Genomic DNA, 12,478 nt, shown 5'->3' with positions numbered 1-12,478 from the left:
TGTTTAAGTTGACATTTATAGTACATCCAATTATTGTATAAATAGACCATTCTATTACCAAGCCACTGACTACAACTATAAATAAGTTAATCAATTTAAGTGAATTCCAATCCGTGATATGATTAAAACATATAAAAAATCCTATTAACCCTGCAATGAAATCACCAATACCGGCAATTTCAAAACGGGAAGTAAAAAATTGAAACAATGTACTTAGTGGTCTTAAGAAATAACGATCAAATTCACCATTCTTTATTATGTTGTCTATTTCCCAAATTTGTCGAAAAAACATGACAAAAATTGAGTGGGGTACTAACCATAAAGAGAATATAAAAACCATTTCATAAAATCCGTATCCTTCTATTCGTGGTACCCGCTCTGTAATAATCCAGGAAAACATTATATTTGCGATTCCTAACAATATTACGCTTAGGATTCCAATAATGAAATTAAACGGATAAATAGATTTAGAACGTAGGTTAGCAACTTGAAGATGCCAATAAAGTTTAAGGTAGTAAAACATATTTTATCCTCCTACAGTAAGCAACTGCTTCTCAGACCACTTTATTAATAAGGATCCTATAAAAATTAATAAGACTATCCATATTCCTTGAAATAGTAGATTATAAAGAATTTCACCTTCCTGTATTTTGCCAATATAAATTGATAATGGGATATAATACATTCCTTGGAAAGGTAGCACAGTTAGTACTCTTTCTATGTAATCAGGGAAAAACCATAGTGGAACGAAAGAACCTGAGCACAATTGTACTAAAGTAATTACAATTAGATTAAAACCCCATATTTCTGTAAATAAGAAAGATAATAAACCAAGTATAAAATCTATGTAAAACGCCATAATTATAGATAATAGCAAACTGATTATGAAATAAAATAGTTTCCCTATGCCAGGAAAATTAATAGGTGAAAATAAAAAGATAGCAATGCTGATAGGAAAAATAACATAAATTAAAGAGAAAGAAACAAAACCCATAGCCCTACTTAAATTCATTAGTTGAAAATTCCAGGGCTTCTGTAAATCAAGAATAATGTCACCAGTCTTTACCCTAGAAGAAATATATGAAGAGATTGGAAATATAAATAAACGAGAAATTATCACCGAGACAGTTGCATATGTTGCCATATCCTTGAGAGATACCCCTAAAGAATCATCTAAATTAGGCTTATTATCATATATAGCTACCCAGATTTCTCTCATAGCAACTACCATTAGTATGGAAGTTATTACTCTAAGAAAAACATCCAATCGGTAAACTTGTATGTTCTTATAAGTTGTAAAAGAATACCAGATGTATTTGCCCATATCTTACCCCCAAAGGTTATGTTTTTTTTGTGAAAAACAGCATATGATATAGTTTTAACGATTATTTTAAAAGAAGAAATAAAAGATAACTAAGTCATCCATAGAAAGTGAATTATCCTCAATCTATAAAACTCTAAATATCTCTCCCTTTATATAAAGGTAAATCTAATGGGATGTATTATTACCCTAGGGCATTTTTCACCGACATTTGTGTCGTAAAAATCATGAAAAGATTTTTTTAACACCCCACTACCTCTATTTAAACTCTATAGAGAGCTTGTTATTTAAAACATTGAGTTGTGTATTTTTTGAAAGGTAACTAGAGTACCTGCCTGTATGAAATAATTAAGTGTTATACTGAAAAAGAAGGGGACTATATTTCTAATTTAATCATTACTAACATTCACATTATTTCTAAAACTGTATCAAGATATTTAAGAGTCTGTGTGTTGATAAATTAAATAATTCTATACACAGAACTATAAATTTAATACTGCTGACTTCAATATTCTAAGCGAATGATAGGGTGATTATCTTACTAACAATCAAGCCTAGTTAGCAAACTATAGGGGTTGGTATCCCATGCTTCATATGGAACAAAACATTTTTGTCTCATAGCGTCAAGTGTACGAGATTTCATATGAGGTCGTGTAATATACTGATCAATATTACTCTCATCTAGTCTAATGAAAGAACCTTCTTTAATTTCTTTAGGTTGAATACGCAGCTTTCCACCAACATATTCTGCATAAAAACCTACGGATAAAAGACTTTTTGTTACATTGTAATAAACACCAGTTATTCCAACTGGTCGTATAACTATACCGGTCTCTTCAAGGAACTCCCTGCTTACAGCCTCACTTAAAGACTCCCCTTCTTCAACTTGCCCCCCTGGAAGTTCCCATGTATCTGAACGCCAGTGTGTTTTAACCAACAGTACTTCATCTTTACTATTGGTTAAGTACGCAAAGACAGAAACAATATGCTTTGGATAAGATGGAATTATAGCCAATAAAAACTCTCCTCTATCTAAATAGTCTACGGTAAATATATTTCCCGATAGTCCCTAGTCTTTAGACTAGGATTTAAAATTGTGTCACCAAAAAAATGAGGATGCGAACAAACTTCCCTTTTAACAAACTTATGTTCCAAATATAAGTATAGACATTTTTTACTACCATAATAAAAAGGAGATTGTATGCTTAATGACGTTCGTTCTCATGATTCTTATCTACACTTTTTTGGTTTCACAACTAGACAAATTCTATAAGAACAAAACACTTTTGAGCTTATGAATATGCATTATCAAACTGGAAACTAGTATGGATCAATTACGTTTTATGACTTTTTTAACACCACTGGCTAGCTTCATCCACACATATTTCTAACCGAAAGAGAAGAAAGTTTAAAAGCCAAAGTAGAAGGGAAAAAAGAATCAGAAACATGAATCTATAAACACCAATATTGTAGAAAAAACTGGTTAAACGGCCTTAAAAAACAAGAAAGTTCAATATAAACAATAGGCACATGATCAACTTCAAATTCATGGTTTAATTTGGTATGCATTTTGAATTGACTTTGGAAATTCTTTTTTTCGCTCACATTACTATTCTGCATTGGTTTTCTTCCTCATTGTATTCATTTTGCAATCGATTACAAAAAATAGTAATAGTGTCATCATTACCAGTTAAGATGATAGCAACAGTGATAGTGTTGTCATTACCAGTTAAGATGATTATACCACCATTTTCTATTTATGGAAGTTTTTTTAGATAATTCTGAGATTTATTCTTCCCTTTCTTATACTACTATCACTCTTTTCTTAAATTAGATGAATGTAATTTTCTTCCATTAATATAACTATTTCTTGATTTTTAATATAACTCCAAGTAATACCACTTGAAAAGCAAGAAACTACAATAATTAATTCAATATAAAAACTCAAATTGAAGTTAAAAATCTCTCGCTTTAAACAATTAGATAATTGTATAGTACATATATTTCTAGTTTACATAATGGACCTTATCGGTAATGAAAAAAGGTTCTTCGGTTGAAGAGTCTTTTTTCTGTCTATAGTTTAGAACGATGCTGTACATTTTTTGTGATACTCAGCTCGAAATTGCGAATATATATAGGTGTTAGATTGCAAATAAAAAAACACTATCTAAGGATAGTGTTTTTTTGTTTATATTTAGGAAAAACTCTTAATCAATGTCAGAAAAAAATATACTGTTTTACTTACTGATCCTTGTTAACAAGGTTAAAGTCGAATTGTATTTTGGATTAAAAATGGAACTTTCGTACAACATTTCATTTTCATCTGCCCCGTCAATCCATGTATTGGCGTTTACTATTCCATCTCTTAATTCTTCTTCTTGGCCTGGGTTACTAAAAAAACTGTTTTCATAACTACCCCCAATAATCTACTCAAAATGAGTGTCTGCCCATTTTTGGATTTTACTATATTCCGATCCTGCGCCTTTAGGGCCTAGTCACAGGGTTCGTGCTATAGACCGCAAAGTAAAGTAGCCAAAAGTACGCCAAAGTTGTGGTAAAAGTATTTGGTAATACTTTTGGACGTATCTTTTGGTAATTATAGAATCCAATAACAATCATTCAATTGAAATATGGACAAAGTAGTTACTAAAACAGTGGTTTTTGGTAACCATCATTAGTTAATCGATCTGCAAATTGCTTTTTGGGTATTTCTGTAACAAACTACTTTGCGGTCTATGACAGCAACCCTGTGACTAGGCCATATTGGAAGTTGCAAATTTAAAGTTCTTTACTCGTAAAGGAATTAGTTTATAATCGGAGTATTTTATCCTTATTCTAATTTCAATTTACAATTTTATTTTAGTCACTAAAACTTTGGAACATTTTTTTTTTGAATTTTTTCTGGATTATCTTGATATGCATCGATATCACCAAATGCATCTATACCTAGATGTATTTTAGCTTTCATTTCTAACTCATCAGAATTTAATAAATCTTTGTCCGGTTCTTTTGCTAAATAAGTTATTATTCCTTCGTTTTCTAAGGATTCAATATGAAACCACGGATAAGATATTATTTTTTCCTTACCAAAAAAATCAATATATTTTTCCCCAAAATAATTGCACCAAAATATACCAGGTAGCCTAGTTTGAATGGTTCCCGTAACATGTTGTCTATCTTCAGGATATATATGTGTTATGTATCCATAAATTCCATTTACTAAAATAATTATTTCGCGAAAGATATTTTCGATATTTTCTTTATATTTATTAAAAGTTTTTATTGAAAAATAAATATCTATATAGTTTACGAAAACTTTTACTGGGCTACTCCACCAATTCATATTGAAACCAATTTGAGGAGTTTTACTTTTTCCCATTAGCCCTCCAGCTTTACCAGTGTTACCATATCCTTCAACATAACAGCCGTCTCTTCCTTGGGTCCATAACTCTATTGCCTTTTCAAGTGTATAATCTAATTTTAATGGTTCAAATAAGCCAATTTTTTGAGGCGAAAGTTGGTTTTTTTCTAAGATTTTTAAAAATTTTTGAGCTATCTCGCTTTCTCCTATGAGTTCAGTAGTATATATCACCGCTGTAATTTTTGACATATTTTTCCTCCTTTAATAACGGATAATCCTGCCGCCACTTCTTTTTATTGCATCTGTTAATGGCTTTGATACTTTGGTATTTTTATTTACTATCAAGTCAACAGGTCTACCATCATCCAAATAGTCTCTAAATTGCTTACTTTTATATACATATTTTGCATCCTTAATCTCTGTTATTCTTCCTCCAGTTAAAATATCTGGAATACTACTTCCTATCTTCTTACTATTCTTTTTTAGTCCTCGTGCTTTAAGAACATTTTTTTCAAATATCTGCCCTCTAGTTAGCTGTGATGGTACTCTACTCTTAACTGAGCTTCCACCACTACCACCAGAACGAGCGCCACCTGACATCATAGGCTGTGTCCCATATCCATCATTTTGTGCCGAATTTCCATCAGGATCTACCATTATAATGGGATTATTATTCGCATATGCATATAAGTTTAAAGTAATTGGATTCTTAATTTCTCCATATGCTATGTCATCCTTCGTTAAGAAACGACCAAAATCTGGACTATAATAACGAGCTTTTAAATAGTAAAGCCCAGTTTCCTGATCGTAATAATACCCTGCATAACGAAACGGAATATCAACTGTACCTGTCTTACTTAAAAGTTCACCCCAAGGGCCATAATTGTAAGTTGCAACATGATTTCCATTTGAATCTGTTAAAGATAAGATGTCGCCACGGTGATTTGTATGAACATAGTACATTAAACCATTTTTTTCAACAGCAACTAACTCATCACCATTATAGATATATTGAGCTAAGGTATTACCACTTGTATCACTTTCTCTTACTAATCGATCTTGGTCATCCCAGTGATAATTTATTGTACCGCCAGTAGGAGTCGTTTTGCTAATGCGTAGACCTCGATAGTCATACGTATAAGTCGCAACCGTTGAGCCATCAGAAACTTTTGTTACCTTTGTAAGTTGGTTTTCATGATTATAGAAATAGTTGTACTTACTATCTTTCGTCAAATTTCCGTTGACATCGTAAGTAAAACCAGTATTTGTGATTTGGTTTGCTGCATTGTTGGTAAATGTCTGACTTCCTTTTTTGGTCAGATTTCCTACAGCATCATACTGATAGGTTGTAAGAGTACCAGATTCATTTGTCCAACCTGTTAATCGATTCAGCTCATCATAAGTAAATGTTTGTGTCCCATCATACCCCTGAATAGCCGTAATATTTCCATTTTTGTCGTATTCATATGTGAAAATGCCAGAATTCGGATTTCCATTGCTAGCAATTTCTTTGATACGACCAAGTTTGTCATACGATTGTAAATTTTTTATACCGTTTCCATAAACGATTTCAAATGGTAGTCCTGACTCGTTATAGTTAAATTTCGTCACTTTACCACTAGTGTCAGTTAAAGAAAGAAGACGGTTATCGGATCCATAGCTATACGAAATCGTTTTATTTTTAGAATCTGTACTGCTTGTAATATTCCCCACTTTATCTAACTGGTAATTAATCGAATAGCCAAATAGATTGGTGTATGTTGTTAAACGTTCCATTCCATCATAACCAAAATTATAGCTACGACTTTGGTTATCTGTTACTTGCGTTAAATTATTGGCACTATCATAACTATAGTTCCAATATTCGGTAGAACCTACATAACTCTTTTTAGTTAATTGATTTGCATTGTCATACGTAAACTGAATCTTGTTTCCATTTTGATAGTTTGTGCTTTCTTCATTTCCTGCCGCGTCATACGTATGGGCAGTAACATACCCTAATGGATCAGTCATACTTGTAATTTGATTTAATTCGTTGTATCCAAACGTAGTTCGATACGTATTATCTGTCGGTGATGAACTACGCGTATCTCGAATAGAAACATGTAAATTAGATGGATCATACTCATAACGAGTGACTTTTAGTTTTGGATCTGTCACTGATGTAAGATTGTTATTTCCATCATATGCGAAACTGGTCTTATATCCCATTGGATCTGTCATGCTAGTCTGATTTCCAACACCATCATACGTAAACTGTGTTAAATTTTCATATGCATCCTGTGTTGAAGTGAGATAGTTTCCACTAGCATCGTACCCATATAACGTTGTACTACCAGTGGTTAGTTTTATATTATCAAAGTAAGCCGTTCCTGTTGATGCCCAAACCGTACCATATACTTTTGCGAACGCTGTATTCGCCGGTGGAGTTGAACTAAATGCATAACGAGTAAAGTCTTGCGTACCTTTTTGAAGCTTAGCCCCCCCGTATCCTATATAAGCACCTGTACTATCATAGTAGTTAATTTCGATTCTAGCCCCATCACCTGACAAGTTATTTGTTTTGATAAATCCTGATACTGTCAATGGTTCACCTGGTTTTACAGGTATGTCATTACTACCAATCCAAGAATCACCAATAGAAGGAAAGTCCAGTTTTGCGCTATATGAACCAGCCCAGGCTGCTTCGGTCGTTATTGTTGCAGGGTTAGATGACTTTGTTAACCATAAGGCGCCTCCCCACTCAAAGCTAGAATTTTCGTTCATGTTAAAGTCCGTTAAAATGTAACCTTCATCCGATTTTACTGGTTTCTCTAACTGAATCCCATCAAACCATGCGGTTCCACTTGCTCCATCTAGATCAACAACCGCCAATGCATACGCACTATTCGCTGGTACAGTTGCCGTTACATTATAATAAGGGTTTCCTGTTCCTGTAAAACCTTCAGTATAAGAATAACTGATAAAATTCCAATTGGAGTCATAGAATTCGATTCCAACGTCTGCCCCGACTGATCCAAAAACATTCTCAATTCTTCCTTGGGCTGATAACGTTAATTTTTCACCAGGAGTTACAGTAACCCCATTACTATACAAGTAAGCATTGGTTGCAGTCGTACTAGAAATTTTGACACTTTTCGATCCGTAAGTAGACACTGTTGAATCAACCGAAACTTTAGAAGTAGTACCACCTTTATTCCATCCGATAATATTCCCGTTTGTGTCAAGTCGTTCTATACTTCCATTTTCTACTAGATTATATGTCGGTGCTCCTATGTCAGTACTAGAAGTAACCTTCCCATTCGCATCATAAGTTGTTCCATCCGCCTCTTGACGCTCTAAATTGACAGACGAAATTTGATTCGAATTTTCATCATAACGAGATCCTTGTTTATTTTGATTTGCATCCGTTTCCTCTGTTGGATTGTTTTTACTGTCATACTTAATGGTAGTAGTTGCTGTACTAGTAGGACTAATCGTCTCTGAAACTTGAGTGACATTTCCTTTGCTATCGTATTGATAGGTACTAGATCCTTTGCTGTCACTACTTGTCATCAATTCATTTTGATTCCAGTCATAGTTAAAGATGTTATTTACTCCATCTTTATACTGCGTTAAATTCTTTGAAGTATTGTGAATATAAGTGCTTTTTTTACCCGCAGGATCCGTAATTGTTGCTGTACGTGTAGGATCGTCATAAGCAATTGTCGTTTCATAAGTTGTTGTCGCATTTGATCGTGCATCAACCAATTTAACCATACGGCTTAAACTATCATAGTTAAAAGCTGTTTTTTTACCTTTTGCATCAATAAAAGTTTTTAAACGATTCGAGGTATCATACTCAAATTGAACTTTATTATTCTGAGCATCTGTTACATCAATTAGTTTACCGTTTGTATCGTATGAAAACTGAATTTTATGATTAGCTGGATCCGTAATATTATCTAATCGCTTGTTTGTATCATAAGTATACGTTAGAGTTCTACTAGACGGATCAGTTACTTTGGATAAATTTCCATTCGTATCGTAAGAAAAACTCTTTGAATTTTGTTTTTCATCAGTGATACTTACAATATGTCCGTTTTCAAAACGAGAAATGGACTGATCTTTATCTTGAATTGTAAAAATACCTGCTTGCAGTTTAGTTAAAGTTAAATGTTTTCCAGCAGGAGCAGTATACGTACCATCTCCATTTTTTGTAAATGTATGATTCGTAGCATCTTCATCTTTCAAAGTAACGCTTCCATCCGCGTTTTCTTGTAAGAATAATCCATTTACTAATGACCAACCAGGACCTACGCCAACGTCTTGTTGAGTAGTTGCATTGTAAGTCAATCCTTCGCTTAATGGTAAAGCACGACCATCTACAGTTACCAGTGAATTGTTTATCACAAGGTTTCCAGTCGCAGTATTAACTTGTGAATACCAACCTGAACTTAAAGTTGTCGTGTAGAAGTTCCAATAAGATTCTTGCCCTAAATTCGGTTTATCCGCAACACCTGTCGTAGCAGCAAATGTTCGTTGTGTGCCAATCTTTGAATGCTGACTTGGAGGTATTGCATATAAAACAGAAGAAGCAGCAAAAACTGAAACTACAAGTTTATTTATACGTCGTTGTAAAGAAGACTTATACAAAGATGACTTTTTCCCCATGTTATCCTCTTCCTCCTATTTTAACGAATCGGCTTTTTCAGGCCTTTTCTTCTCTATACTTTTGTCACTATCAACTTGTTCAAAAGGAGTGTTTCCTTTATGTACTTGGACATTAGGCTTCAAATTTCTTTTCGGTTGAGGCTTTTCCCCTTTTTTCAAATCCTGTTTTTCTAATTTCCAATCAGCTTTTTTGGGGCTATTGTCTGATGGGGCTGCCATAACGTTGGTTAATATAACAAATGATGAAATAAGAGCTCCTCCAAATACAATGTAACGTTTGTTCATTTTCATGTTCATGCCTCCTCTAGATGTTAATTCTTAAAATAAAAAAAATTCAGAAAAATGTTTCTAAAATGCCCCCTCCCATTCAAGTGAATTTTTTGGAAGGGTTTTCATTTTCTGCCCTAAGATATTTTCTTATAAAATGACATGAAAGTCACCATGAAAAATATGGAATTTTAAGAGTATAAGAAATATTATAATTTTTATTATAAAAAACGTTCAAAACCTTCATTTAGGTTGGTAGGTATTTTTGTGTTTTCTATGAATACCATATACAAATCTAGTTTACATAAAGCTTCTTAGCGGAAGTTGCGAAAAAGCCAATGCCTTGTGCAGCAAGGGATTGGCTTTTTAGTTTTTTCACACGTTATACAGTTTTTTATACATTGTTGATGTAAAAGGCTTTTGGGGAAGGTCTTGTTCACCTAGTATTCTCTTTTTCTGTATAAAATCCTGCATAGTATTTTTCTTCAAGTTTTATTAAAAGAATGACATTAGAGATCTAAAAGTATTTATAAATATGTATGCTACTATAATGATCCCTCTCCCCTACCTAAAATTAAGTGAATCATTGATTTAGTGATGTACTTCCAAATATTGAAAATCCTAAGAGAAAGAGGATGCTTGGGTAAAACTATAAGTAAAATTATTATTAAAATAATAATTAATTGACTAACATTTTAACCTTTTTCTAGAATTGTTCAAAAGGTCCTTTTAAAAAAGGAATGGATTTCTCCATTCCTTTTTGAATACTCATTTTAGAAACTAAAGACTGGTTTAAAATCACCTTTATACGGCTCATGTTCAACAAATACAGTTATATCCTTACCATCTTTGTCTTTACCTGTTCTTTTATAAGTAAATTTATTTTTATTAAGCTCCGTCAATTCAAGAACAGCACCATACTTATTTGTTCCGATTGAAACATGTGCTCTAATTTTATTTCCATGGGCAATATCGAAGTATCCATAATCACCACGGCTTTTTCCTGTTTCAAGATTGAAAAACTCATATTTGTTTGTGTAACCATCAAATTTTGCAAGACTAATAAAATTCGTATTGTATTTCGTTACGTCATTCCCTTGTTCATCAAGTACTTTTGTACCATTCCAAAGTGTTCTTCCTAAAATTTTATCTCCATCAATTTTTTTTACAATTTCCCCTGTTTTAGTTTCTAGTTTTTTATCTGGATCTGTAAATGAAAGTGCTTTTCCTTTATAAGGGACATGTTCAACGTATACTTCTACATCATTACCGTTTGCATCTTTCCCCATTCTTTTATAAGTAAATACGTTTTTATTTAGTTTAATCATATCGACTACAGCTTGGTAATTCATTGATTCTGAAATTAAAATTCTCTTTTTACCATCATTTGTAATAAAGAATGTTCCTTTATCCCCACGACTTTGACCTGTTTTTGCATCGAAAAATTCGTATCTACCTGATTTAGAATCATATTTAGCAAGACCAATAAAATTTGCGTTCTCTTTTGTTAGGTCATGATGATTTTTATCATACACTCTTGTACCTTGCCAGTTTGTACTACTTAAAATATTAGCCATTACTTGCCCTTTTGTTAACTTGTTCTTAACCTTTTTTGGTGCTTTATAAACTCTTTCATCTTTTTGTTTACTATGCTCTACTTGTGCGTTAGCAACAGTATTATAACTTGTTACTACTAGAGAAACTCCAAGTAAAATTGATGAAATTGCTTTTGTTTTCTTAATCATTTAATTGTCTCCTTAAATTTTTATCGTTATTTATATACTCCCCAATTATTCTTACAATTGGCCATGAACTTTTATTATCTAGCTCCTGCTTTTAGTAAAATCTCTTCAATCTCTTTAAAACCTCTCTTACGTGCATGCTGTATAGGGCTAACGTTTTCACGATCAGGCAAATTAACATCTGCTCCATTCTCAATAAGCAATTGCACTGTTTGCTGTTGTTTTTCATTCCCATCGTTCAAAAGTATTACTTCTAATAGAGCAGTCCATCCAAGATTATTGACATGATTAACATCAATATCAGTATGATTAAGAAGCTCTTTTACGACATCCACATATCCATGTTCTGAAGCAGGAATCAATGCTGTTCCACCATACCGGTTCGTAATTGTTGGATCTGCTCCTGCTTTAATTGTAAGTTTTAAAATATCGATTAATCCCTCTGCACCAGCATATAAAAAAGGATTATTTTTCATATGATCTCGTATATTTACATCTGCCCCAGCTTCAATCAGTACTTTTGCAGTTTTGAAATCATTATGGTAAGTTGCAATCATTGTAGGAGTTTGTCCATTTGAATTCTGTGCATTAATATTCGCACCATTCTCAATCAACTTCTTTACGAAATCAGTTTCTCCTCGCTTTACTGCCTGAAATAACTGTTCGTTCACTTTGTCTTCCCCCTTAGCAAATGAGGCACATCCATTTAGCAAAAGAATGCAGCTCGTGACTACTGCAAATATCTTCCACATAAAGTAACGTCCTCCTTTTCCTTTAAAAATCTACATGAAAATATCGTTTTATTCCTGGGAAATTACCCTCCAATCTTTTTCATTAAATAGACCATTGTTCGTCTGTAATCTATATTAATCTTTAAATGAAAACTCCATCTAAACAAATTATTAAAAAAGTATAAAATTTTTAATAATATTTCTTTTTAGATTGCTGTATTGAACTAAGAATTAAAAAATGACCGACAAAAATGTCGAACATTCCAAAGACGACCAAATTAGTAACCTCCTTAGCTTAAATATATATTAGTTTTTGAGTTACCTTTTACAACTATTCTTCTCAATTAATCTCTCATTTAATGATCAACTTTAATGGTTCCTATAAAAACATAACCACCCGTGA

The 12,478-nt window shown here is 32.8% G+C and carries 8 protein-coding genes; all 8 read right to left on the bottom strand.

Annotation, left to right across the window (positions count from 1 at the left end):
* A partial coding sequence (locus CN925_RS20265) for an ABC-2 family transporter protein (protein WP_142339261.1) occupies positions 1-523 on the bottom strand: 523 nt, incomplete at its 3' end.
* 3 nt (positions 524-526) lie between these two features.
* The gene (locus CN925_RS20260; RefSeq protein WP_098848612.1) at positions 527-1,324 is read right to left on the bottom strand and encodes an ABC transporter permease; all 798 of its coding nucleotides are present in this window, start codon (positions 1,322-1,324) and stop codon (positions 527-529) included.
* Between the two features lie 538 nt (positions 1,325-1,862).
* Positions 1,863-2,330: an NUDIX hydrolase gene (locus CN925_RS20255; RefSeq protein ID WP_483295218.1), complete on the bottom strand. Its 468-nt coding sequence runs from the start codon at positions 2,328-2,330 to the stop codon at positions 1,863-1,865.
* A 1,857-nt stretch (positions 2,331-4,187) separates the two neighbouring features.
* The gene (locus CN925_RS20250) at positions 4,188-4,931 is read right to left on the bottom strand and encodes a hypothetical protein (RefSeq protein ID WP_098848610.1); all 744 of its coding nucleotides are present in this window, start codon (positions 4,929-4,931) and stop codon (positions 4,188-4,190) included.
* Positions 4,932-4,943: 12 nt separating this feature from the next.
* A complete protein-coding gene (locus tag CN925_RS20245; protein WP_098848609.1) occupies positions 4,944-9,335 on the bottom strand; it encodes an RHS repeat-associated core domain-containing protein in 4,392 nt (1,463 codons plus the stop codon).
* A gap of 15 nt (positions 9,336-9,350) precedes the next feature.
* Complete coding sequence (locus tag CN925_RS20240) at positions 9,351-9,626, bottom strand: hypothetical protein (protein ID WP_098848608.1); 276 nt, start codon at positions 9,624-9,626, stop codon at positions 9,351-9,353.
* 749 nt (positions 9,627-10,375) lie between these two features.
* Entirely contained in the window at positions 10,376-11,347 is a 972-nt protein-coding gene (locus CN925_RS20235) for a DUF4822 domain-containing protein (protein ID WP_098848607.1), read from the bottom strand.
* Between the two features lie 74 nt (positions 11,348-11,421).
* Positions 11,422-12,096, bottom strand: a complete 675-nt coding sequence (locus CN925_RS20230; protein ID WP_098848606.1) for an ankyrin repeat domain-containing protein — start codon at positions 12,094-12,096, stop codon at positions 11,422-11,424.
* Positions 12,097-12,478 lie beyond the last annotated feature (382 nt).

The organism is Bacillus sp. AFS055030 (genome assembly GCF_002574545.1).
Lineage (GTDB): Bacteria > Bacillota > Bacilli > Bacillales > Bacillaceae_G > Gottfriedia.
The sequence above is the reverse complement of the archived record's forward strand: the minus strand, read 5'-3'. Positions and strand labels throughout refer to the sequence as shown.

What these genes read in the sequence shown, in the direction of transcription:
- CN925_RS20245 (WP_098848609.1), bottom strand. Translation starts at nt 9,335, where the DNA reads ATGGGGAAAAAGTCATCTTTGTATAAGTCTTCTTTACAACGACGTATA.
- CN925_RS20250 (WP_098848610.1), bottom strand. Translation starts at nt 4,931, where the DNA reads ATGTCAAAAATTACAGCGGTGATATATACTACTGAACTCATAGGAGAA.
- CN925_RS20235 (WP_098848607.1), bottom strand. Translation starts at nt 11,347, where the DNA reads ATGATTAAGAAAACAAAAGCAATTTCATCAATTTTACTTGGAGTTTCT.
- CN925_RS20260 (WP_098848612.1), bottom strand. Translation starts at nt 1,324, where the DNA reads ATGGGCAAATACATCTGGTATTCTTTTACAACTTATAAGAACATACAA.
- CN925_RS20230 (WP_098848606.1), bottom strand. Translation starts at nt 12,096, where the DNA reads ATGTGGAAGATATTTGCAGTAGTCACGAGCTGCATTCTTTTGCTAAAT.
- CN925_RS20240 (WP_098848608.1), bottom strand. Translation starts at nt 9,626, where the DNA reads ATGAAAATGAACAAACGTTACATTGTATTTGGAGGAGCTCTTATTTCA.